At 72.3% G+C, this 21,455-nt stretch carries 20 protein-coding genes; 9 read left to right on the top strand and 11 right to left on the bottom strand.

Annotated features, from left to right (window positions below; translation table 11 throughout):
- Positions 1-25: 25 nt before the first annotated feature.
- Both WMF27_RS34500 and dnaB read right to left on the bottom strand, forming a co-directional pair.
- Positions 26-454 carry a hypothetical protein gene (locus WMF27_RS34500; RefSeq protein ID WP_437764620.1) on the bottom strand — a complete coding sequence of 143 codons (429 nt, stop codon included), beginning with the start codon at positions 452-454 and terminating at the stop codon, positions 26-28.
- A 15-nt stretch (positions 455-469) separates the two neighbouring features.
- The gene (gene dnaB / locus WMF27_RS34495; protein WP_437764621.1) at positions 470-1,972 is read right to left on the bottom strand and encodes a replicative DNA helicase; all 1,503 of its coding nucleotides are present in this window, start codon (positions 1,970-1,972) and stop codon (positions 470-472) included.
- A 541-nt stretch (positions 1,973-2,513) separates the two neighbouring features.
- On the opposite strand from dnaB, the gene WMF27_RS34490 reads away from it, so the two are divergent.
- Positions 2,514-3,434, top strand: a complete 921-nt coding sequence (locus WMF27_RS34490; protein WP_437764622.1) for a PfkB family carbohydrate kinase — start codon at positions 2,514-2,516, stop codon at positions 3,432-3,434.
- A 144-nt stretch (positions 3,435-3,578) separates the two neighbouring features.
- On the opposite strand, the gene rplI is transcribed toward WMF27_RS34490, so the two are convergent.
- The 6 genes from rplI to WMF27_RS34460 all read right to left on the bottom strand — a co-directional run bounded on the left by rplI (position 3,579) and on the right by WMF27_RS34460 (position 7,672).
- The gene (gene rplI / locus WMF27_RS34485) at positions 3,579-4,031 is read right to left on the bottom strand and encodes a 50S ribosomal protein L9 (protein ID WP_437764623.1); all 453 of its coding nucleotides are present in this window, start codon (positions 4,029-4,031) and stop codon (positions 3,579-3,581) included.
- A gap of 10 nt (positions 4,032-4,041) precedes the next feature.
- Entirely contained in the window at positions 4,042-4,362 is a 321-nt protein-coding gene (gene rpsR / locus WMF27_RS34480) for a 30S ribosomal protein S18 (protein WP_437587596.1), read from the bottom strand.
- 3 nt (positions 4,363-4,365) lie between these two features.
- Positions 4,366-4,905: a 30S ribosomal protein S6 gene (rpsF, locus tag WMF27_RS34475; RefSeq protein ID WP_437764624.1), complete on the bottom strand. Its 540-nt coding sequence runs from the start codon at positions 4,903-4,905 to the stop codon at positions 4,366-4,368.
- A 108-nt stretch (positions 4,906-5,013) separates the two neighbouring features.
- Positions 5,014-5,685, bottom strand: a complete 672-nt coding sequence (pth, locus tag WMF27_RS34470; protein WP_437764625.1) for an aminoacyl-tRNA hydrolase — start codon at positions 5,683-5,685, stop codon at positions 5,014-5,016.
- 123 nt (positions 5,686-5,808) lie between these two features.
- A complete protein-coding gene (locus WMF27_RS34465) occupies positions 5,809-6,495 on the bottom strand; it encodes a 50S ribosomal protein L25/general stress protein Ctc (protein ID WP_437764626.1) in 687 nt (228 codons plus the stop codon).
- Between the two features lie 214 nt (positions 6,496-6,709).
- Positions 6,710-7,672: a ribose-phosphate pyrophosphokinase gene (locus WMF27_RS34460; RefSeq protein WP_437764627.1), complete on the bottom strand. Its 963-nt coding sequence runs from the start codon at positions 7,670-7,672 to the stop codon at positions 6,710-6,712.
- 168 nt (positions 7,673-7,840) lie between these two features.
- On the opposite strand from WMF27_RS34460, the gene ribF reads away from it, so the two are divergent.
- Genes ribF through WMF27_RS34445 form a run of 3 tightly spaced genes read left to right on the top strand, consistent with a single transcriptional unit; the run spans position 7,841 to position 12,042 of the window.
- Complete coding sequence (gene ribF, locus WMF27_RS34455; protein ID WP_437741234.1) at positions 7,841-8,842, top strand: riboflavin biosynthesis protein RibF; 1,002 nt, start codon at positions 7,841-7,843, stop codon at positions 8,840-8,842.
- 49 nt (positions 8,843-8,891) lie between these two features.
- Positions 8,892-11,006, top strand: coding sequence for a hypothetical protein (locus WMF27_RS34450; RefSeq protein ID WP_437943265.1), 2,115 nt, complete (start codon positions 8,892-8,894; stop codon positions 11,004-11,006).
- 58 nt (positions 11,007-11,064) lie between these two features.
- Positions 11,065-12,042, top strand: a complete 978-nt coding sequence (locus WMF27_RS34445; protein WP_437764629.1) for a hypothetical protein — start codon at positions 11,065-11,067, stop codon at positions 12,040-12,042.
- 36 nt (positions 12,043-12,078) lie between these two features.
- Here the strand turns inward: WMF27_RS34445 and WMF27_RS34440 are convergent, their stop codons facing one another.
- The 3 genes from WMF27_RS34440 to WMF27_RS34430 form a co-directional block, all read right to left on the bottom strand.
- Entirely contained in the window at positions 12,079-13,083 is a 1,005-nt protein-coding gene (locus tag WMF27_RS34440; RefSeq protein ID WP_437764630.1) for a hypothetical protein, read from the bottom strand.
- Positions 13,084-13,124: 41 nt separating this feature from the next.
- Complete coding sequence (locus WMF27_RS34435; protein ID WP_437764631.1) at positions 13,125-14,540, bottom strand: protein-disulfide reductase DsbD family protein; 1,416 nt, start codon at positions 14,538-14,540, stop codon at positions 13,125-13,127.
- Between the two features lie 64 nt (positions 14,541-14,604).
- Positions 14,605-15,303, bottom strand: a complete 699-nt coding sequence (locus WMF27_RS34430; RefSeq protein WP_437764632.1) for a tetratricopeptide repeat protein — start codon at positions 15,301-15,303, stop codon at positions 14,605-14,607.
- Positions 15,304-15,709: 406 nt separating this feature from the next.
- On the opposite strand from WMF27_RS34430, the gene WMF27_RS34425 reads away from it, so the two are divergent.
- The 5 genes from WMF27_RS34425 (at position 15,710) to WMF27_RS34405 (ending at position 21,454) form a co-directional block, all read left to right on the top strand.
- Positions 15,710-16,246: a hypothetical protein gene (locus tag WMF27_RS34425; RefSeq protein ID WP_437764633.1), complete on the top strand. Its 537-nt coding sequence runs from the start codon at positions 15,710-15,712 to the stop codon at positions 16,244-16,246.
- Positions 16,243-16,578: a hypothetical protein gene (locus tag WMF27_RS34420; protein WP_437764634.1), complete on the top strand. Its 336-nt coding sequence runs from the start codon at positions 16,243-16,245 to the stop codon at positions 16,576-16,578. The genes WMF27_RS34425 and WMF27_RS34420 overlap by 4 nt, the downstream gene beginning before the upstream one ends.
- A gap of 234 nt (positions 16,579-16,812) precedes the next feature.
- The gene (locus WMF27_RS34415) at positions 16,813-17,931 is read left to right on the top strand and encodes a hypothetical protein (RefSeq protein ID WP_437764635.1); all 1,119 of its coding nucleotides are present in this window, start codon (positions 16,813-16,815) and stop codon (positions 17,929-17,931) included.
- 109 nt (positions 17,932-18,040) lie between these two features.
- Positions 18,041-19,699: a DUF2254 family protein gene (locus tag WMF27_RS34410; RefSeq protein ID WP_437764636.1), complete on the top strand. Its 1,659-nt coding sequence runs from the start codon at positions 18,041-18,043 to the stop codon at positions 19,697-19,699.
- Between the two features lie 195 nt (positions 19,700-19,894).
- On the top strand, positions 19,895-21,454 hold the full coding sequence (locus tag WMF27_RS34405) for a serine/threonine protein kinase (protein ID WP_437764637.1): 1,560 nt from the start codon (positions 19,895-19,897) through the stop codon (positions 21,452-21,454).
- The last annotated feature ends 1 nt before the right edge of the window (position 21,455 follow it).

Genomic DNA, 21,455 nt, shown 5'->3' with positions numbered 1-21,455 from the left:
ATGCGCGGCCGCGGCGCGCCTTGGGTCAGGAGCGCTCGGTGGCGAGGACGAGGAGGGCGGCGAGCCCCAGGCCGACGCCGAGCGCGCGGCGCGCGGTGAACACCTCGCCGAAGAGCAGCGGCGCGAAGAGCGCGGCGATCGCGATGCCGCCGGCGAACACGATCGGCCCCGTCGCGGTCACCGGACCGCCGATGCGGAGCGCCATGAAGGTGAGCGTCGCGACGCCGCTGATGCACAGGCCGGCGGCGCAGGCCCAGAGCACCCCCTGGGCCGACGGAGGCGTCTCCGCGCCAGGGCGGATGAGGAAGAAGACGAGGATCCCGACGGCCGCGGTGCCCTCGAGGCACAGCGCGCCAAGGGCGTCTCCGACCCGGCCTGCCGCCGCGCGCAGCATCAGGTAGTGACCGGCCATGCAGAGCGCGGCGAGGAGGGCAGGGACGTACCAGGCGGACATGTCGCGCGTCGCAGCCTACTCGTCGTCCGCCATCTCCGGGTAGTCGCCGGGCGCGAGGTTGTCGAACCGGGTGCACGAGGAGGTGAACCGCGTGAGCACCTTGCCCGTCGGCCCGTTGCGCTGCTTGGCGACGATGAGCTCGGCGATGCCTTTGTGGTTGGTCGTCTCCGGGTTGTAGTACTCGTCGCGGTAAATGAAGATGATGTTGTCGGCGTCCTGCTCGATCGCGCCCGACTCGCGGAGGTCCGACAGCTGAGGGCGCTTGTCCTTGGTGGTCCGGGTCTCGACGGCGCGGTTCAGCTGCGAGAGCGCGATGACCGCCACCTTGAGCTCCTTCGCGAGCTGCTTGAGCCCGCGGGAGATCTCGCTGATCTCCTGCTCGCGGCTGGCCACGCCGTCCCGCCCCTTCATGAGCTGCAGGTAGTCGATGACGATGAGCCCGATGCGCCGCCCCGAGCTGCCGTCGCTGGGCGGCCGGTCGTACTCGGCCTGGATGCGCCGCACCTTGGCGCGCAGCTCGAGGAGGGAGATGGCCGGCGTGTCGTCGATCCAGATGGGCAGGGTGGACAGGAACGAGGCGGCCTCCGTCAGGCGGCGCCAGTCGTCGGGCTGCAGGAAGCCCTGGCGGAGCTTGCCGACGTCGACGCGGCCCTCGCTGCAGACCATACGTGTCGCGAGCTGCTCGCGGGGCATCTCGAGCGAGAAGACGGCGGCGCCGAAGCCGGGGTCGTGCCGCTCGACGCCGTGCCCCGACTGGTCGGGCCCCGGGGAGCTCACGGTGCGCGGCGACGCCACGTTCACGGCGAGGTTCAGGACGAAGGACGTCTTGCCCATGCCGGGGCGGGCGGCGATGATCGAGAGGTCGCCGTCGTGCAGGCCGGCCGTCTTGGCGTCGAGCTTCTCGTACCCGGTCGAGATGCCGGTGATCCGGTCGCCGCGCTCGGCGGCGGCGGTGATCTGCTCGAACGCGGCCTTGAGCACCTGGGCGATCGGCTGGGTCGCCGTCCCCTGGGGCGTGCGCGCGAGCTGGTAGACCGCCTGCTCCGCGCCGTCGATGTACTCCTGCACCACCCCGACGTCGCCGTAGCCCTCGGCCGCGACGCGCTGGCACGTGGCGATGAGCTGCCGCACGCGCCACTTCTCGTAGACGACCCGCGCGTGGGCCGCGACGTGCGCGACCGCGGGCGTCGCGTCCGCGAGCTGGGCGAGGTACGCCGCGCCGCCCACCTGGACGAGGCGCTCCCGGTCGCGCAGCCACGACGCGACCGAGACGATGTCGATGGGCGTGCCGGCGGCCGCGAGCTCCTGCGCGGCCTCATAGACGCGGCTGTTCGCCTCGCTGTAGAAGTGGTCCGCTTTCAGGATCTCGAGCACCCGATCGAGCGCGTCGCGGTGCAGCAGGATGGCGGAGAGCACCGCCGCCTCGGCGTCGAGGTCGTGCGGCGGCACGCGTCCGGCGACGATGGGAGGCTCGATCCTCTGAGGCCGCTGGCCGCGGCGCTCCATCATTCTCATCATCCGTGCTTCTCCTCCCCACCGATTCCCCCCATCCCGCCCCGAGCTTTTCCACAGGTGCCGAAATGGGCGACGCCCCGGAGGGGAAACGTTCCTCCGGGGCGTCGGGTGCAGGGTCGATTTCCGTCTACCAGAACATGGGCAGCGCTGAGAAGGGTTTCTGTTTGCATTGCAGTGAGCGTTCGTGCGGTCGGCATCCCAATGCAGGTTCCACGTCGAGGGGGCGCTCTTCCATGATCGGAGGCATGATCGGAGGCATGAGCGGAGGCATGAGCGGAGGCATGAGCGGAGGCACGGTCGGAGGCAGGCGCGGCGGCTTGCTCGGGCGCTTTCGCGGAGGCCTCGGCGGCGGTCGCCGCCGAGGGGCCTCGCGGCGAGGCGCCGCCGGCGGCGAGGTATGGAAATTGAGCAACCCCGGTCGCATCGCCATTTCTTTTCGAGCTTGACTCAGCTGCGATGACGCTTCGCGCCTCGGCGTGAGCCATCGCGGGGAGCCGCCATTGTGGATCACAAAACACGCCATACAAGGATTGAGCCCGCCGAGGTGGTCTGCGTCGGTGAAGCGCTGTGGGATCTCTATGCGCCCGAAGGCATTCCGCTCGAGCAAGCGAAATTGCTGCGCCGTGTGCCGGGGGGCGGGGCCGTGAACACCGCGACGGCGCTCGTCCGGCTCGGGATACGCTCGGGGCTGTGCGCCGCGCTGGGCGACGACGCGATGGGGCGCGGGCTGAGGGACGAGGTCGCGGCGGCCGGCATCGACGTGGGACGGCTCTCGCTGAGCGCGGCGCGCACAGGCCTCATGCTCGTGGCGATCGAGCGCGGCGAGGCGCGCTTCGCCGGGTACAGGCAGGGCGAGAGCGAGGCGCAGGCGCTCGCTGCAGCGCTGCCGGAACGATGGCAGACCCGGGTCGTGCACTTCACCGGGATCGCGCCGGTGCGCGGGGCGAGCGGCGCGCTCGCGCGGGCGGCCGCGAGCGCTCGCCGCGAAGGGTGCGCCGTCGTGGTCGACGTCAACGCGCGCCCGCGGATGTGGCCGCGCGCCGAGCGCGCCGCGTCCGTTGCCGGCGCGGAGGCCGGCGCCGCGCCGGTTTCCGGCGCAGGCGTGCGCGGCTGCTTCCGCCTGTTCGGGCAGGCGGACCTCGTGAAGTGCAGCGCAGGCGATCTCGACGTGCTGGGGACGACGGCGCGCGCGCTCCGCGAGCGCCTCCGCCCCGAGGCGACGCTGGTCGTCACCGATGGCGCGCGGGCGACGCTCCTGCTCGGCCCCGGGGGCGAGCGCGCCGTCGCGCCGCGCCCTGTGCGTCCGCACGATCCGACGGGCGCGGGCGACGCCTTCTGCGCCGGGATGCTGGCGAGCCTCGTCTGGGAAGAGCGAGCGCGGTGGGGGGACGCGGCGCTCATGCTGCGCGCGGTGACGCGGGGGCACGACGTCGCGCGGGCGTGGGTGAGGCGGAAGCGCGGCTGAGGGGGCGCGGGGGCGCGGCCGAAGGAGGCGCGGGGGCGCGGCCCAAGGGAGCGCGCGGGCGCGGCCCAAGAGGGCGCGCGGGTGCGGCTGGAAAGGGAGGGGAAGCGCGGGAGCGCGGGTCGAGCCGCGCTCCCTGGCGCTGCGCTACTTGGCGGCGACCGTGACCTCGACCGACGCCGTGATGGACGGGGCGAGGCGGATCACGACGGGGTGGGCGCCGAGCGACTTGATCGCGTCGGTCTCGATGCGGCGCCGGTCGACGCTGAAGCCCTGCGCGGCGAGCGCCTCTTCGATGTCGCGCGCCGTGACCGAGCCGTACAGCTTGTCGCCCTCGCCGACCGGGCGGCTGATCGTGAGCTTGACCTGGTTGAGCTTGCCCGCGAGCTGCTCCGCCTCGGAGCGCGTCTTGGCGGCGCGCGACTCGGCGACCCGCTTCTCGTGCTCGATGCGGGACACGTTCTCGGCGGTGGCGCCCACCGCGAGGCCGCGCGGGATGAGGTAGTTGCGCGCGAAGCCGGGGCGAACCTTCACGAGCTCGCCGCTCTTGCCGACGTTGTGGAGGTCCTCCGTGAGGACCACATGGATGTGGGTTGCCATGATCGACCTCCTACGCCGTGACGGTGAACGGCAAGAGCGCGATGTTGCGCGCGCGCTTGATCGAGAGGGTCACCTTGCGCTGGTGGCGCGCGCAGTTGCCGCTGATGCGGCGCGGGACGACCTTGCCGCGCTCCGAGATGAAGTACTTGAGCGCCTGCGGGTCCTTGTAGTCGATGATCAGCGCCTTGTCCGCGCAGTAGCGGCAGACGCGCTTCCGGCCCGTGCGGCGGCGCCCGGGGGCGTCGGCGTTCAGGTCGGGCGTGCGCCCGAAGTCGCGATCGTCGTAGTCAGCGCCGCCGTTGCGGCCCATGTCACTGTTGCGGCCGTTCATAGCTCAGCTCTCCTCCTCGTCGGCGGCGCCTTCCGCCTCAGCCTCTTCGGCATCGTCGAGATCGCCCGCCGGGGCCTGCTCGGAGCTCCGGTCGATGCGGCGCTCCGGCTCGATCAGGCCGAGCTGGCGCTCGCGCGAATCGTCGCGGTCGTCCTCCAGCGGCGTGAGCTCGAGGCGCTCGAACTTCACGTCATCGTCGGCGATCGTGACGCCCTCGACCTCGACGTCGTTGCGCACGAGCACCGTCTGGTACTTCAGCACGCCGTCGGAGAGGCGCAGGTTGCGCTCGATCTCGGAGACGACCTTCCCGCCCCCGAGGTACTTCAGGTACACGTAAACGCCGCGGCGGTGCTTGGCGATGTCGTACGCGAGGCGGCGGCGCCCCCACGTCTCGACCTTGGTCAGCCGGCCCGACTCGCGGCCGACGACCTCGGCGAGGCGCGACCCGATCCGCTCGGCGCCGTCGGCGTCGATGTCGGGTCGCAGGATGTAGATCGTTTCGTACTCTCTGGCGCGCCCGGGCGCCGTTACCTGTCGGCTCATTCAGTCTTCCCTCTCGGCCAATGGCCCCGGGGCGGTGCCCCGGAGCGAGGAAAGGAACAGCCTGTCGAGCGACGCACCGGCGAGCTCGGCAGGCTGTCCCGTAGAGGATCAGGGCTTCTGCGTCGGGGGGAGGGGACCCTTCCCTTCCTTCGCGGCAGGGGCTGGATCCGTCGACCCATCCCCCTCGCCCTTCTGCCTCTTGCCCGGCCTGGGCCGGGTGTTTCGGACGTTCATCGCGGCCTCGAAGCCGCGGGCGGCGACTTCTAGCACACTTTGGACAGCTTGCTTCAAGCAGTCGGGCAGGCTCGCGCGCTCGACGGCGTCGAACCCCGACAGGACGTAATCCGCGACCTCGCCCCGGAAACCCGCCGGAGGCCGTCCTACCCCGAGGCGGACGCGCCCGAAGTCGCCCGTCCCGCCGTGCGAGATGATCGAGCGCAGCCCGTTGTGCCCCGCGTGCCCGCCGCCGACCTTGAGGCGAACCGTGCCGAACGGCAGGTCGAGCTCGTCGTGGAGCACGATCAGCTCGGAGGGCGCGACCTTGAAGAAGGCCATCGCCGGCTGCACGCTGCGCCCCGACTCGTTCATGTAGGTCATCGGCTTGAGCAGGATCGCCTGCTGTCCGGCGATCTCTGCCCGCGCGTGGACGCCCGAGAACTTCTCGCGGAACGGATCCGCCCGGACCTCGTCGGCCAGCGCGTCGATGGCCATGAAGCCGACGTTGTGCCGGTGAGCAGCGTATTCCTTGCCGGGGTTCCCCAGGCCGACCACGAGCAGCATGACGAGCGGGTTCTGCTGAGTCCCTGGAATTGAACAGGCGAGGCAGGCGAGGCAGGCGAGCGCGGGGCAGGGCGGGCCGCGCGCGCCTCGCGGTGCGGAGGCGCGAGGCGGCCCGCTCCCGGGTTACTTCTTGTCCTTCTTGTCGCCGCCCGCGGCGGCAGCGCCCTTCGCGGGGGCAGCGGCGCCGGCGGCCGGCGCAGCGGCCGCGGCCGGCGCGCCGGCGGCGGGCTTCGCCTCTTCCTCGGGGCCAGCCTTCTCGGGCGCGTTGACGACGGCGATCGTCTGGTCGTCCGCGAGGAGCGTCTTCACGCCCTCCGGCAGCGTCAGCCCGCTGGCCTTGTACGAGTCGCCCAGGTCGAGCTCGGTCACGTCGATCTCGACGAACGACGGGATCTTCTCCGGCAGGCAGCGCACGGGGATCGTGCGGAAGATCTGCTGGAGCACGCCGCCGGTGACCACGCCCTTCGGCTTGCCCACGCAGCGGAAGGGGATCTGCACGTCGACGGGCTGGTCGAGCTTCACCTGGATGAAGTCGGCGTGGACGAGCTCCCGCGAGATGGGGTGGTAGTCGTAGTCGCGCACCATGACGGTGAGCGTCTGGCCGTTCTCGATGGCCAGCTCGACCACGGAGTTCTTGCCGTGGTCGGAGCCGAGCACCTGAAGGAGCGCCTTCGGCGAGATGGCGACCGACTGCGGCGCGAGCTCGCGCCCGTAGGCGATGGCGGGAATCTGTCCGGCGCGGCGCAGGCGGCTCGACGCGCTCTTGCCGCTATCCTCGCGCCTCGTGGCGTTGAGCTTGATGATGTCCATGACGACGGCTCCAGAAGTGATCCGGGGGTCCGCGGTGCGCGGTTCCGCCCCGGCGTAGGGTGCGGCGCTATAGCAGAACGGAGAAGAGAAAGTCGAACCTTCGTCGCCGGAGGGCGCGTTTTATGTCTTTTGTGCGTTCTTTGGTGTGTCCTGGCGAGGGGGCGCGGGCGACCTGCGTCGCCGGTGCGTCCCGCCGCCGAACGCGCGCGGCCGGTCAGACGAAGAGCGAGCTCACCGAGTCCGAGTGATGGATGCGGCGGATCGCCTCGGCGAGCAGCCGCGCCACCGAGACGACCTTGAATTTACCGGAGGCCCTCGCCTCGTCCGAGAGCGGGATCGAGTTCGTCACCACGACCTCGGTGAGGGGCGAGTCCTTGATGCGCTCGACCGCCGGCCCGGACAGGACCGGGTGCGTGGCGCAGGCGGCGACGCTCCTGGCGCCCTGCTTCATCAGGGCGTTGGCGGCGTTCACCAGGGTGCCGGCGGTGTCGATGAGGTCGTCGAGGATGAGGCAGTTCTTGCCGGCCACCTCGCCGATGATGTTCATGACCTCGCTCTCGTTCGCCCGCTCGCGGCGCTTGTCGATGATCGCGAGCGTGCCCTGGAGGCGCTTCGAGTAGGCGCGGGCCCGCTCCACGCCGCCCGCGTCCGGGGAGACGATGACCACGTCCTTGCCGTAGTGCTCGCGGAGGTGGTGCTCCAGCAGCGCCGGCATCGCGAACAGGTGGTCGAACGGGATGTTGAAGAACCCCTGGATCTGCCCGGCGTGCAGGTCGAGCGCGACGATCCGGTTCACCCCGGCGGCGACGATGAGGTCGGCGACGAGCTTCGAGGTGATCGGCGTCCGCGGCGCGACCTTCCGGTCCTGCCTGGCATAGCCGTAGTAGGGGATGACCGCCGTGATGGAGCCGGCCGAGGCGCGGCGGAGCGCGTCGACCATGATCAGGAGCTCCATCACGCTGTCGTTGACCGGCGAGCAGGTGGGCTGGACGACGTAGGTGTCGACGCCTCGGACGTTCTCCTGGATGACGCAGAACGTCTCGCCGTCCGAGAAGCGCGACACGCGCGACTTCCCCATCGGTTGCTCCAGGACCTGACATATTTCCTGGGTAAGCGGGAAATTGGCGTTGCCGGAGAAGATACTGACTCTCTTGAACACGGCGCGCCTCCAGCCCATTTCGGGGAGCGCGGCTCTATCAGTCGGCCATGGGCACGTCAAGCGACTCTGTACAGCGATCGCTTGGCTGTACGTGCGTATCGTGACCGGCGGCGCCGGCTCTCACCTGCGTTCTCGCCTGCGTCCACCCGCATTTCGTTCGGCGCTGCTTCGGGTTAGGTAGCGGCCGTGGAGTCTTTCGCCGCCGCCGCTTCGGGGCAGGGCGGGCGCGCCGCGGCCGGGCCGCGGGGCAGCCTGGTGATCATCGGCAATTTCGACGGCGTTCATCTGGGGCACCAGGCGCTGCTCGCCGACGCGGCGCTGGACGCGGAGCGGCGGGGGCTCGAGCCGGTGGCGCTCACGTTCGCCCCGCACCCCGCGAGCGTCCTCGGCCGGACCCCGCCGGCGACGCTGACGGCGCTGCCGCGCAAGATCGAGCTCATCCAGCGCGTGCAGCCGGCGATCCGGGTCGACGCGGTGACGTTCGACCGGGCGTTCGCGGCGCAGACGCCGGAGGAGTTCGTGCGGCGCGTGCTGCTCGATCGGCTCGCGGCGCGCGTCGTCCTGGTCGGCGCGAACTTCCGGTTCGGCCGCGGGCGCGCCGGCGACTTCACGACGCTCGGGCGCCTCGGCGAGGATCTCGGCTTCGAGACGCGATCGCACCCGCTCGTGGGCGACGCCGAGGGGGCGTGGTCGAGCACCCGCGTCCGAGCGGCCCTCGCGCGCGGGGATCTCGAGTCGGCCGAGCGGATGCTGTCGCGCCCGCACATGCTGTCCGGCGTCGTCGCGCAGGGGGCGAGGCGGGGCCGGACGATCGGCTTCCCCACCTGCAACATCGACGAGATCGAGGAGGCGCTCCCGCCGTTCGGCGTGTACGCGACGCTCGTCGATCGGGTGACCTCGTCGGGCCGCGCGATCGCGCTCGCGCGCGGCGTGGCCAACCTGGGCGTCCGCCCGACGGTCGAGGCGTCGAGGCAGGCGCGCCCGAACCTCGAGGTGCACCTCTTCGACGTCGACGAGGATCTCTACGGCGCGGCGCTGCGCGTGCACCTGATCGCCCGGCTGCGCGAGGAGCGGCGGTTCTCCGGGCTGCCGGAGCTCAAGGCGCAGATCGCGCGGGACGCCGAGGCGGCGCGCGCGCGGCTCGCGTCGATCAGCGCGGATCCGGCGGCGGAGGGGGCGTTTCGCTGAGCGGTCCGGCGAGGGTGAGCGAGCGTCGGATGTGGTAGCGTCGGCGGCGATGGAGCGCCGGGAGCTCGACGGGCTGACGCGGGAGGAGCTGATAGCGCGCGCCGAGGGGCTCGGGGTGCCCCGGCCGCGCCTGCTCACGAAGGTCGAGCTCATCGACGAGATCGTGGCGCGCACCGCGCAGAGCGAGCCGGAGCGGGCCCGCCTCCGCGGCTTCCTCGGGCGGGCGCGCGATCTGCTCTCGCGCGTGGTCGAGCGGGGCCTGCACATGCCGGAGGCCGCGCGCGCGCTGCGCGGCGAGGCGCCGCCGGAGCAGTGGCCGCCGCCCCCGCCCCCGCCGCCGCCGCGGTCCACCACGACGCTCGCCGAGATCTATGCGTCCCAGGGGCACACGGACCGGGCCATCGCGATGCTCGACGAGATCCTCGCGCGAGCGCCGGAGGACGAGGGCGCGCGGCGGCTCCGGGAGAGGCTGATCGAGAGCGCGGCACGCGGGCAGGGGGCAGGCGTGGAAGCGCGGGACGCGGAGGACGCGGACGCGGAGGATGCGGAGGACGCGGACGCGGAGGATGCGGACGCAGCCGCCGAGGGGGCGGGCGCAGCCGCCGAGGGGGCGGGCGCAGCCGCCGCGGGGGCGGGCGCAGCCGCCGAGGATGCGGTGAGCGCCGTCGCGGAGGCTTCTCCTGCTCCGTTCGCGCGAGACGATGGCGCGACCGAGCCACGCGGGGCCGCCATCGCGAGCGAACACCAGGGGGAGCCCGGGCCCGTTGCCGGAGCGCCTGGCGGCGTTCCGGTGCAGCCTCCGCGAGATCCTTCGCCTGCAGGCGCCGGAGCGACGGCGTCGCCCGTCGCCGCAGGGGTGGCGCTGGATCTTGCGGCGGCCTTGCGCGACGAGCGGGCGGAGCTCCCGGCGCGGTATGACCTCGACGAGATCGTCGGCATCGCGGTCGATCACGAGACGATCTACCTCTACTGGGAAGTGCGTCCCAGGACGCTCGCGCGAGCGCGGGCGCGTCGCCCGGAAGGGCAGCTCGCGATCCGCGTCGTCGCGGTGCTCCCGAGCTGGGAGCGGCCCGTGGTCGAGCAACGGGATCTCGCCATCGACGCGCTCTTCGGGGACATGTTCGTGCGCGACATCCCGTCCGGCGCGAACCTCCGTATGTGCACGGGCTGGCTCGCCGGAGAGGTGTTCGAGCCTTTCGCGGTCGGCCTCGAGGTCGCTGTGCCACGCGCGTTGCCGGCTTCGCCGAGATCGTCCTCCGAGGAGCCACCGGCCTCTGCGCCAGCGCTGGCGGGCGGGACCTCGGAGGAGCCACCGGCCTCTGCGCCAGCGCTGACGGGTGAGACCTCCGAGGAGCCTCCGGCCTCTGCGCCGGAGCTGACGAGGGAGCTCCCGCCGGGCAGCCCCGCTGCGGCGATGAACGTCGCGGAGCCGCACCACGAGGGCGGCGCCGGCGATGCGGCGTCCCCGGCGCTGATCGCCGCGGTGACGGCGTCACCGCCGATTGCCGGGGCCAGCGGAGAGCACGGTGAGCCTGTCGTCGTGGTCGGCGCGAGCGGAGGCTCGGTGACCACGGCGCTTCCGGCGTCGAGCGCGCCGGTCGCCGGCGGTGACGCAGATGTCGAGGCGGCTGCGGCGGCGGTCGTCACGGGCAGCGACGTGGCGCCTGCTGCGCCGGCCGCGATCCGCGACGTGGCCGCCGAGGCAGTCCGGGCGGCCGCGCCTCACGGCCTCGAGGTGGTCGCGGCTGGGCGCAGCGCGACGCTCGTCGCGGAGCCGACGCTCGCGTTGCCCGACCAGGCGCCGGGGCGCTTCTCCTCGGGAACGGCGCCGACGCCGGAGGCGATCGCGCAGGCGGTCGCGGCGACCCGCGGCGCGGCGACCGAGGGACCAGCCCGCTTCCCGTCAGGAACGGCGCCGACGCCGGAGGCGATCGCGCAGGCGGTCGCGGCGACCCGCGGCGGTTCGAGCGAGCTGCTCCGAGGAGGCGGCGGGAGCGCGGGACCTCACGCCAGCGAGGCGCTCCGGCGCACGAGCGCGGAGCGGGGCCTCTCGCCGGGCGGCGGGCCGCGCCTCGGCGCCGATCGGGTCCGATCCCTTGGCGGTGGAGCGGAGCTCTGGCGGAGCTTCTCCACCCGGGCGCGCCCGCCTTCCCGGGGCCGCTGAGCGACCTGGTTGACCCGCCGCACGCAACTCGCGACGGGCGGCGGTCGACCCACCTCGCGTGCACCCGAACCACCGATCCGTCGCAAGCTCCGCTCTCTTCCTCCTCGCCGCGCTCGCCTGCGCCCTGTTCACGCGGCAGGCGCGCGCCGAGCTCCCCCTCGACGACGAGCCCACGGCGCTCGACCCGCGCGTGGACCGCCTCGACACCGCGCCCCACGAGCTCTGGGCTGCGTCCCCGGGCAGCGCGCGGCCGCTCTGGCTCGCGGTGGAGCTCGGGGTCGCCCGGCTCGAAGGGGGCGAGCGCTCCCTCACCGGCATGCTGCTCGCGAGCATCCCCCTCGAGCGGCTATCCGCCCGCCCTGGCGCGCCGTCTCCACCGTCCTCCGTCGCCGAACCAGCGGCGCCTCGGCTGAAGCCTGCCCCGGCGACCCCGAGCCCGCCGCGCGCGGCGCCCGAGATCGAGCCCCCGGAGCCGCCTCCGCCCGCGCAGCCAGCCGAGGCCGAGCCGCCGCTCCCGCTGCCGGTCCGGGTCACGCCGGCGATGGCCCGCGCGATCGTCGAGGCGGCGCTGCGGCGATCCCGCCTCCTCGATCCCGAGGCGCGCATCGACGCGATCGCGTCGCGCGCGCGGACGTCGTCGCTCTTCCCGGAGCTCCGGCTCCGCGTCTCCCGGCTCGTCGATGAAGCGGAGAGCCTGGCCCCGACGGAGTACGATCCGGCGCGAAGGACGGCGTCCGGCGGCACGAGCCTGTGGCTCGAGGCGCGCGCGACGTGGCGGCTCGACCGGATCGTCTTCGCCGACGAGGAGATCGCGCTGGAGCGCCTCCGCCGCGAGCGCGCCGAGCTGCAAACGAAGCTCACGGCGCGCGTCCTCGAGCTGCTGTTCGCGTGGCAGCGCGCCGTCGCGCTCGCGGCCGATCCGGGCCAGAGCCCCGAGGAGCACCGCGCCGCGACGCTCGCGGCGCTCGAGGCGGAGGCGTCCCTCGACCTGCTCACCGGCGGCTGGATGACGCGCTGGCGCGCTGCGCGCGAGTGAGCCCGCGCGCCTCCGCCTGCGCAGGGCGCCCGCGCGCTACAGGATGGTCTGCGAGAGCGTCACCGCGCGCTTGCCGGTACCGGCGTCTCCGTCGGGATCGGTCACCGTCACCTCGACGTCCACGACCTTCCCGAGCAGCTCCTCGATCTTCCGCTCGCCATCCAGCCGGAACCGCAGCCCGGCGAGCTTGCAGAAGCCGCCTTCGTCGGGATCCAGGGTGAAGATGACCTCGAGCGGCTCGATCGCATAGCCGAGCTCGGGCACGATGCCGTTCACCATGGTGAGCGAGCCGGATCGGCGCAGGTTCTTGAGCCGGATGGCGACGAAGATGTGGTAGCCGCCTTGAGGTCCAGCCTCCACCTGGACCTCGTCGAGGTCATCGAGCGGGAAGTAGTCGGCCTGCCCCTCCCCGACGATGACGACCGGCTCGCCCCCGGCGGCCGGCTTGCAGAGGTCCGGCTCCGCGCCCGCGTTCCACGAGGTGCTGTAGGGATCGAGCTGCCGGGGATCCACGTCGGGGGCGCTGCAGCCGCCGGCCACGCAGGTCTGCGGGGCCGGGCAAGTGGCCGCCCCGGGCGCGACGACGCACTCCCGCTCGAGGCGCACCCGCAGCAGCAGCGTGCGGCCGCCGATCACCCGGGTCGACGCGGTGCGGGTGAGCAGCGGCCTCTCGGCGTCCTCCGCTCCGAACGCCTCCAGGGAGATCTCCACGGCCGTGCCATCCTCGAGATCGCTGAAGAAGAACTCCCGCGGGAAGAACAGCTGCCCGTTCTTCTGCGCCAGCGCGTCCTCGTGGACCACGTCTCCGCCGGCCCGCAGGACGACGCGCAGCAGGTCGATGTCGGCGCCCGCGCGGAGCTCGCTCGTCACCCCGAACACCACGGTCCCGGTGGTGGGCCCCGGAGCGCCGCAGCCTGCGACGAGCAGGGCGCAGAGCGCGAGGGCGGCGAGCAGGAAGGCGCGGAGGTTCGTGGTGGCGTGGCCGCGATGGGCGCGGCGCCCGTCGCTCCCTCCTCGCGGCGTTCGATCGTCCTGGGCCATGCCGACGGCGTGTGTGGTGCGCTGCTGCCGGGCGTAGCGCGCTACTGGATGCCTTCGAGCGCGGCCAGGAACACGTCCGGGCCGACGAAGTCGTTGAAGCGCTTCCGCTCGGCGCCGGTGGAGTCGTACAGCACGACCGTGGGCAGGCCGACGACCTTGTACTTGCCCTTCACCGCGTCGATCTGCGGATCCTCGTCGTCCGTCGCGTCGACCTTCACCGCGACGAAGTGCGCCGCCTTGGCCATGACACGGGGATCCGAGAAGGTCTCCTTCGCGAGCTGCTTGCAGGCGCCGCACCACTCCGCGGTGAAGTCCACGAGCAGCGGGCGCCCTTCCGCCTTCGCCTTGGAGACGGCCACCGGCTCCTCGTGCAGCCACGTGAGCTGCGGCGACACGACCTCGCCGGCCACCGCCGACGGGACGGGCGAGGCGAGCCTTGGCAGATCCAGGCTCGCGACGAGCAGGAAGCTGCTGGCCACCGTGAGCGCGATCCCGACCCCCTTGCGGGCCTTCACGCCGGCGCCGCCGTCGTCCCAGGAGAGGTGCACCGCGCCGAGCGCGAGGCCGACCGCGACGAGGCCCGCCATGATGGCCATGAACTGCGGCGTGGGCTGCGCGAGCGACGACAGCGCCGGGAAGGTCGTCTTCAGGAAATAGAGCGCGACGACCATCATCACGATCCCGAAGAACGACTTCACCCCCAGCATCCACTTGCCGCCCTTCGGCAGCGCGAACGCGAACGCGCCGACGAGCCAGAACGGCAGGCCGAGCCCGAGGGAGAAGGTGGCGCCGACCAGCGCGCCGAGGCCGACATTCTGGGTCTTCCCGATCCAGAGAATGATGCCCGTGAGGACGGGCCCGGTGCACGGCGCGGCGACGAGGCCGCTCACGAGACCGAGCAGGAAGGCGCCGCCGTAGCCGATGCCCCCGACCTGCGAGAGCCGCTGCATCAGGGTGTCCGGCAGCGTCATCTCGAACGCGCCGAACATGGACAGCGAGAGCGCGATGAACACCGCCGCGATGCCGACGATGACCCACCTGTTCGAGAGCACGCCGCCGAACAGGCTGCCCGTGAGCGCCGCGGCCACGAGCATCGTCGTGAAGAGCACGACGATCCCGAGCACGAAGCTCGTCGAGAGCAGCATCGCCTCGCGCCGGGACTTCGCCTCCCGCGCCCCGAAGATGCTCACCGTGATGGCGATCATCGGGTACACGCAGGGGGTGAGGCACGTGAGCAGCCCGCCCCCGAGCGCGGCGAGCGCGGCGAAGAGCGGGCCGGCCTCCAGACCGCGGGTGAAGAGATCGCGCTGATCATCGGCCAGCGCGAGCGCCGGGGACGCGAGCGTGGCGAGCGCGACCAGCGCCGGGAGCGCGCGTCCGAGCGCGCCGCGCCCGCCACGTCGGACACCCGCCGGCGCGGCGCCGGCGCTTGCCTTGAAACGAGTCGAAGCGGTCATCACGAAGGTTCTATAGCAAAGCGATCGGGGTCGTGCGGCGGGCCGCCGTCCGTTCAGGCCGGCATCAGCGTTCCGCGAGGGACGCGAGCGTCCGGCGCGCCGCCTCGATCTCCGCGCCGAGCGCGATCGCGACCGCGGTCCTGCCCGAGGTGCTCCGCTGTACGAAGGCTTCCAGGTATTTCTTGGCCTCGTCCCAGCGATGGTCGAAGTAGGCCATCTGCCCGAGCACGAACCGGCCGTACCCCTGGCCTGCCGGCACCTCCGAGAGCCGATCGATCAGCGCGCCGAGCCCCTCCACCGGCTTGCCGCTCTCGCACTGCACGACGGCGAGGTGCCCCTGGTAGAGCGGCTTGTCCCGCGTGCCCCAGCGCGCCGCGCGCGTGAGCGCGCCGATCGCCTCGTCGTACCGGCGCGCCAGGTGATACACGCTGCCCAGCGTCCACCAGTGGAACGCCCTCCGGCTCGCCGGCCCCGTGCGCGCCGCCAGCCGGAGGTGCCCGACGGCCCCCTCGATGTCCCCGAGGGCCTGCTTCGCGCGCGCCGCGTCCTGGTGGGCGACGTCGCTCAGCACGCCGAGCGCCAGGATCTGCTCCGCGACCTCGGCTGCCCGCTCGAAGCGGCGTGTCTCGAAATACGCGAGGTAGAGCTGCCGCAGCAGCATGGCCTGCGTCGTCCTGTCGAGCGGCCCCCGGAGCGACAGGCCCCGCCGCGCCCAGAGGGCGCGCGACCGCGGGGTCGCCGCGCCCAGCGCGCGCCGCAACATCTCCTCCGCGCTCAGCGCCGCCGCGGGCGCGCGCCGTCGCGGCGCCTTGCTCGGCCGTTTCTCTCGTGGAGCCTTGGGGCCAGCGTCATTCCCGCTGCCCGCAACGGGCTGCGCCGTCGCTTTCGTGCGTCGCCGCGTACCCCCGGAGCCCGTACGGACGGATCGAGCGCCGCCCACGCTGTCACCGTGCTCGCTCGCCTTGCGCACAGAAAGCAATCCTAACAGACCTGCACACGCGTTCCAGCAATACGCGACGTTTCCATCTTGACTCGGGCCAGCTGGCTGGCAGGTGGCCGGTCGTGGGCGACGGCGGGGGCCGGCAGGGGTTGGCCGTGCGCCAGTACGGGCTGTCGGCTTCGGCTGGACCCTGTTGCGCCCCATCGAGCGTGGCGCCATCGTCGCGGCCATGCGTCGCCGTCCTGGCTCAACTTCCCTTCAAGGGAGGCGGTATTCCGTCTCCACGGTCTCCCTCAACCTGGGTCGGGTCCTCAACCTGGGTCGGGTCCTCAACCTGGGTCGGGTCCTCAACCTGGGTCGGGTCCTCAACCTGGGTCGGGTCCTCAACCTGGGTCGGGTCCTCAACCTGGGTCGGGTCCTCAACCTGGGTCGGGTCCTCAACCTGGGTCGGGTCCTCAACCTGGGTCGGGTCCTCAGGCTCGCGCCATGCTTGGCCTTGCTCGCCGGCCTGCCGCTCCTGACCGGGTGCGGGCACCCGGCGAGCCGTGACGAGTGCGAGGCCATCTTCCGGAGGAGCGCCGAGATCGAGCTCCGCGCGCAGAACGTCGTCGACCCGAAGATCGTCGAGGAGCGCACGGCGGCGGTGCGGGACGCCCGCGGCAAGGAGCTCATCGACAGGTGCGTCGGGCGCCGCATCACCGATGCGGCGATGGTGTGCGTCCGGCAGGCAACGACCCCGGAGCAAGTCGATGAGTGCCTGGAATGACGCGCCCCGCGACCCGCGCCGACGTCCTGGCAACCCTGGCGATCGTCCTGCTGGTGCTCGGTATCCTTGTGGGGCGCGCCGCGCTCCGCCGCGCCGCTCCACGCCCGTCCGCCGAGGCGTGCGCCGCGCTCCTCGATCGGTACGTCGAGCTCGTCCTGCGCGCGGCCAACCCCGAGCCCGCTGCGTCCCAGGTGGCCGAGAGGACCGCGATGGCGCGCGCGACCGCCGGGGAGCGCGGCTTCGCCCGCTGCGAGGCCGACCTCACGCAGGCGGAGGTGGCGTGCGCCCTCCAGGCGGGAACTGCGGACGACCTGGAGCGCTGTCTGCCCTGACGCGACCCGCGCGCGGTCCGCGGAGGACCAGCCCCGACATGCTCCCCTACCACAGCGACGGTGAAGGAGCGGCGGAGGGCGGGCGGAGGACGTCGGGAGCGCGGCGGAGGAACGTGAAGGGACGCCGGCGCGCTGCGAATCGTTCCGGGCGCGCCGCGCTGTGATAGTCTCGGCCGTGGCGAGCGCTCCCCGCTGGCGCGATCTCCTCACCTCCCCACCCTCGGATTGCCTGTCGTGAAAGCCCCGTCGCCCCTGCTCGGCTTCAACAACAACGTCCGGCACAAGGGGCGGTTGTTCCACATACAGACTGAGGACTCGGGCATTCGCCATCCTCACATCATCACGCACCTCTTCGCCGACGGCGGGCGCATCCTCAAGACCACGAAGACCTCGTACGCGGAGCACGTCGGTCAGGCCTCGCTCGCGGAGACGGTCCGCGGCCTCATGAAGGAGCAGCACAAGGCGATGTTCATCGCCCTGCGCGACGGTCACTTCGACTACCTCTTCGACGACACCGCCGCCCCGCCCGTGTCCGCAGGCGCCGTGTCCGCAAGCGCCGCCCCCGCCCCGTCGCATCCGGAGACGAGCAAGCCGGCGCGGGCGTCGTCGCCGTCGTCGCCCGAGGTGACGGGCGCGCCGAAGCCGCCCCCGCCGTCCCGGCCGCTCACGCCGCCCGTCATGCCGCCCGTCGTGCCCGATGCGTCGCCGCGCCCGAAGCCGGCGGCCGCGCCGACGCCGGCGCCCAGGCCCGCCGCGCCGCCCGCAAGGCCAGCGGCCGCGCCCCTCGCCGCAGCGCCGCGCGCCCCGGTCGCCGAGCCGGCGCCCGCTTCGGCCAGCGGGCGCCCTCGGCTCGAGCTCGATCCCGTCGCGCTCCAGGCGCTCGGCGGCGGGCGCGCGGCCAGCCCGCTCGCCGGCAGGGCCGTACGCCCCGCGTCGCCCGCCGAGATCAAGCCCGAACAACCGTCCATCGATCTCGATCTCGACGCGCTGGAGCGCGCCGCAGCCGAGGCACAGACGCCGTTCTTTCAGCAGATCCAGGATCTCCCGCCGCCGCCTGCGTCGGTGATCGGGCGGCGGGCGGAGTCCGCGGCCTCCGGCGCCGGGGTCTACAGCAATGTCCACCCCGAGCAGCCCGTCGCGCCGCCCGCGCCCCAGGTCGCGGTCGAGCATTTCTCGGGCGGCCCTGGCTCCGGCCGCTACGCGGCCTCGCGCCCGGCCAGCATCTTCGCGACGAACCGGCCGGCGGAGGGCGCCTCGATCTTCGGTGAGGACCTGATCAGCGAGAAATCGCTCGACGAGGTGATCCTCAGCTACCTCGCGGAAGATCTCGACAGCCCCCCGGAGAAGAAATAGCCGGGCCGCCGCCTGGCGTGGCGGACGCGTGGAGCAGGTGCGTGGGGGGCAGCGTGGAGCGGGAGGGCAGGCAGGTCGGCGAGCAGGTCGACCGAGCGGCGGTCACCTGATGAGACCCGATCAGACCGCAGACGACGCCGAACGACAGCGTCGCAGGGGCGCGACCGTGGCCCGCATCTGGCTGCGGCCGATGTCGTATCTCCTGGGCGTCAGCGTCGCGACCCTCGCCGTCGTCTACCTGCTCGACGTCGCGCGGCACGAGAACGCGCACCTCTCGCTCTGGGAGGTGTTCGCGCGCATGTCGCCGAGCGACGCCGAGCACATCATGGGCGGCATCGGCGAGGTCATCGCCGCCATCCTCGGCATCGTCATCACGGTCGCGTCCATCATCGTGCAGCTCGCCGCGAACCGTTACACGCCGCGGATCACCGAGATGTTCTTCCGCGACCGGACGAACATGCTCGTGATGGGCTTCTTCGTCGTCAGCGCGGTGTTCTCGCTGTGGGTCAACTTCTCGATCCGCGTCGGCGGGGGCGGCCCGACCGAGGACGTCTTCGTCCCCGTCTACGGCGTCGTCGTCACGATGGGGCTGCTCACCGCGAGCCTGCTCATGATGGCGCCCTACTTCGGGTACGTGTTCGACTTCGTCGAGCCCGACAACGTGGTCCGGCGGATCACGACGAGCGGCGTCGAGCAGGCGCTGCGCCCCGCGGGCGGAGAGGGCGAGGCCGAGGTCGACGAGCGGCGGGTGACGGCGCTCTCGTCGTTGGAGCAGCTCGCCGACGTGGCGCTCAACGCGATCGACCAGAAGGACAAGGGGATCGCGTCGAAGACGGTCGACTCGCTGTCGGAGCTCGTCGTCGCGTACCTGCCCCACAAGGCGACGCTCGATCCGCGCTGGTTCCAGATCCGCGATCGCCTCGCGAAGGACACCGACTTCGTGAGCATGAACGCCGAGGCGCTCGGCAAGCTGTCGACCGCGCGGACCTGGCTCGAGTACAAGGCGCTCCGCCAGTTCTTGATGGTCTATCGCGAGGCGCTCACGGCGATGCCCGACCTCATCACGCGCATCGCCATCGACACGCGCTACATCGGGCAGACCGCCATCGCCGCCGGAGACCGGGCCGCCGTCGCGGTCGTCGTGAAGTTCTTCAACACCTACATGCGCAGGTCGCTCAACGCGAAGGACATCGCCGCGGCCTACAACAACCTGAACCAGTACCGCTACCTCGCGGAGGAGCTGCTCAAGGCGGGGTGGGGGGATCAGGTCCTCGAGATCGCTCGTCATTTCAAGTACTACGCGCAGACGGCGCACGCGATGGGGCTCGCGTTCCTCACCGAGACCGTCGCGTTCGATCTCTGCGTGGTCAACGAGCGCGCGTACGACCTGCACGCACCTGCCCGGGACGAGCTGCTCCAGCTCTTCCTCGAGGTGGACAAGGAAGCGGAGCTCGATCAGCAGGAGCCGTCGCTCCGCGGCGTCCGCAAGGCGCAGGTCAAGCTCGCCACGTACTACCTGCAGAAGGGGGAGGAGGCGCTCGCGCGGAAGATCTACCGCGACATGCGCGACGAGCGGCCCGACAGGCTGCGCTCCATCCGTGCCGAGCTCCTGGCCGTGACGAGCAACGAGTTCTGGGAGATCAACGACCGGGGCGCCGTGTTCGAGTACATCGAGCCCGAGCGGCGCCAGCTCATCCACCGCTTCTTCGAGTGGTTCCCGGCGACGACCATGCGGGAGCCGATCCGCGAGGAGCACACGCAGGAGTGAGCGAGGCGTGAGCGGCGCCCCCTCGGTCAGGCGGAGCCCAGTGCACGCAGGCTGGATCTGCGCCGGGCATCGACGCGGTGATTCCTGCGGCGCGCGGGCGGCGGTAGGATCGGGCATGCCTTGCTTGCACCCTCTCCACCCCGAGCAGGAGGGCTAGCCTCGACGGCGTCGAGATCGAGCGCTGCACACCACGAGATGCCCGCCTCCCGCCCGCGTCGCAAGAACGCCGAGTCCGATCCGCCGCCGGAGCTGTTCGCCGGCAAGTACCAGCTCATCCGGATGCTGGGCAAGGGCGGGATGGGGGAGGTGTGGCTCGCCGAGGAGGGGCCTCCCGACCTCCGGCGCCACGTCGCGCTGAAGCGGCTGGTCCCGAGGCCAGGGCTCGGCGAGAGCGCGAGGGAGTCGTTCTTCGCCGAGGCCCTGGTGATCGCGCGGCTCGATCACCCGAACGTCGTCCGGCTGGTCGAGTTCGGGGAATTCGAGGGCTCGGTGTACCTCGCGCTCGACTACATCGACGGCCCCGCCCTCGATCGCGTGCTCAGGAAGGTGGGCGCGTTCTCGCCGCGCGCCGTGGCCTACATCGGCCGGGAGATGGCGAGGGCGCTCGAGGCGGTGCACGGCCTGTGCGAGGACGAAGGGCAGAGCTACGCGGTCGTCCACCGCGACGTCTCGCCGTCCAACATCCTGATCGGGCGGGACGGCCGCGTCTGCCTGACCGACTTCGGCGTCGCGCGGATACCGGGCCTCGCGGACGAGCAGTCCGAGAGCAGCGTGTTCAAGGGGAAGCTCCCGTACATGCCTCCGGAGCAGGCGCGCGGGGAGCCGTTCGACGGGCGCGCGGACGTGTTCTCCCTGGGGATCACGCTCCTGGAGGCGCTGCTCGGCAGCCGGGTGCGCAAGGCCGAGACGCAGAGGCAGCTGATCATGGGCGTCGCGTCGCTGCCGATCCCTCGCGCGCGCGAGCTCCTGCCCGACCTGGGCGCGCGGCTCTCGGATGCGCTCGACGCGGCGACCGAGTTCTCCATCGAGAAGCGGACCGCCAGCGCGGGCAAGCTCGCCGGCGATCTGGAGCAAGTGCTCCGCGACATGGGCCAGGGCGCCGAGGAAGAGGCCCGGAGCGAGCTGAAGGAGCACGTCGAGGCCTGCATCGCGAGGACGGGCTCGCTGAGCGGCGCCGGTTACCGCGCCTCTCCGTCGCTCCCTCCCGAGAGCGCGTCGAGACAGAGCTCGCCGGGCCTCGGGCGAAAGGCGCCAGCGGTCGGGACCACGTCCGCTGACCGTAGGTCGGTCCGCCCTTCATCGCCCGATGGACGGCGCGGCGTTCCTGCGGCGGGCCGCAGCGACGCCCCGCTCCCTCTCGGCGCCGCGACGGGCTCGCTCTCGGTGCAGTACCTCGATTTCGACGGCCCGGACGATGTTCCGCAGCGCCCGCGCCTGCACGCGACGTCGACCGCGCCGGAGGGGGAGCTCCAGCGAGGGCTGGCCGCGGCCCAGCCTGCGAACGGCGTTGCTTCCACGGCGAGCAGGCCGCCCGCCGCGGGCAGGCCGTCCGGAGCGAGCGTGCCGCCGGCAAGCAGCGCGCCGATCACGGTGCCGGCGGTGCACGCCGGCGGGGAGGTGGCGCCTGGTGAGGAGCCCGCGTTTACCGGGCTCAGCGCCGAGCAGCTGCGGCGCAAGCGGACGATCTTCTATGCAGGGCTGTTCGTGCTCGGGACGCTGGCGACGCTCCGCCTGATCTTCGTTTCTTACTGCTAGC

The organism is Sorangium sp. So ce281, from assembly GCF_051527395.1.
GTDB classification, from domain to species: domain Bacteria; phylum Myxococcota_A; class Polyangia; order Polyangiales; family Polyangiaceae; genus Sorangium; species Sorangium cellulosum_B.
This window is presented reverse-complemented; position numbering and strand designations above follow the sequence as displayed.

Bases quoted from the DNA above. Each gene is read 5' to 3' on its own strand.
- WMF27_RS34500 (WP_437764620.1), bottom strand. From the start codon at position 454: ATGTCCGCCTGGTACGTCCCTGCCCTCCTCGCCGCGCTCTGCATGGCC.
- dnaB (WP_437764621.1), bottom strand. From the start codon at position 1,972: ATGATGAGAATGATGGAGCGCCGCGGCCAGCGGCCTCAGAGGATCGAG.
- rplI (WP_437764623.1), bottom strand. From the start codon at position 4,031: ATGGCAACCCACATCCATGTGGTCCTCACGGAGGACCTCCACAACGTC.
- rpsR (WP_437587596.1), bottom strand. From the start codon at position 4,362: ATGAACGGCCGCAACAGTGACATGGGCCGCAACGGCGGCGCTGACTAC.
- rpsF (WP_437764624.1), bottom strand. From the start codon at position 4,905: ATGAGCCGACAGGTAACGGCGCCCGGGCGCGCCAGAGAGTACGAAACG.
- pth (WP_437764625.1), bottom strand. From the start codon at position 5,685: ATGCTGCTCGTGGTCGGCCTGGGGAACCCCGGCAAGGAATACGCTGCT.
- WMF27_RS34465 (WP_437764626.1), bottom strand. From the start codon at position 6,495: ATGGACATCATCAAGCTCAACGCCACGAGGCGCGAGGATAGCGGCAAG.
- WMF27_RS34460 (WP_437764627.1), bottom strand. From the start codon at position 7,672: ATGGGCTGGAGGCGCGCCGTGTTCAAGAGAGTCAGTATCTTCTCCGGC.
- WMF27_RS34450 (WP_437943265.1), top strand. From the start codon at position 8,892: ATGGAGCGCCGGGAGCTCGACGGGCTGACGCGGGAGGAGCTGATAGCG.
- WMF27_RS34440 (WP_437764630.1), bottom strand. From the start codon at position 13,083: ATGGCCCAGGACGATCGAACGCCGCGAGGAGGGAGCGACGGGCGCCGC.
- WMF27_RS34435 (WP_437764631.1), bottom strand. From the start codon at position 14,540: ATGACCGCTTCGACTCGTTTCAAGGCAAGCGCCGGCGCCGCGCCGGCG.
- WMF27_RS34430 (WP_437764632.1), bottom strand. From the start codon at position 15,303: ATGTTGCGGCGCGCGCTGGGCGCGGCGACCCCGCGGTCGCGCGCCCTC.
- WMF27_RS34425 (WP_437764633.1), top strand. From the start codon at position 15,710: ATGCGTCGCCGTCCTGGCTCAACTTCCCTTCAAGGGAGGCGGTATTCC.
- WMF27_RS34420 (WP_437764634.1), top strand. From the start codon at position 16,243: ATGACGCGCCCCGCGACCCGCGCCGACGTCCTGGCAACCCTGGCGATC.
- WMF27_RS34410 (WP_437764636.1), top strand. From the start codon at position 18,041: ATGAGACCCGATCAGACCGCAGACGACGCCGAACGACAGCGTCGCAGG.
- WMF27_RS34405 (WP_437764637.1), top strand. From the start codon at position 19,895: ATGCCCGCCTCCCGCCCGCGTCGCAAGAACGCCGAGTCCGATCCGCCG.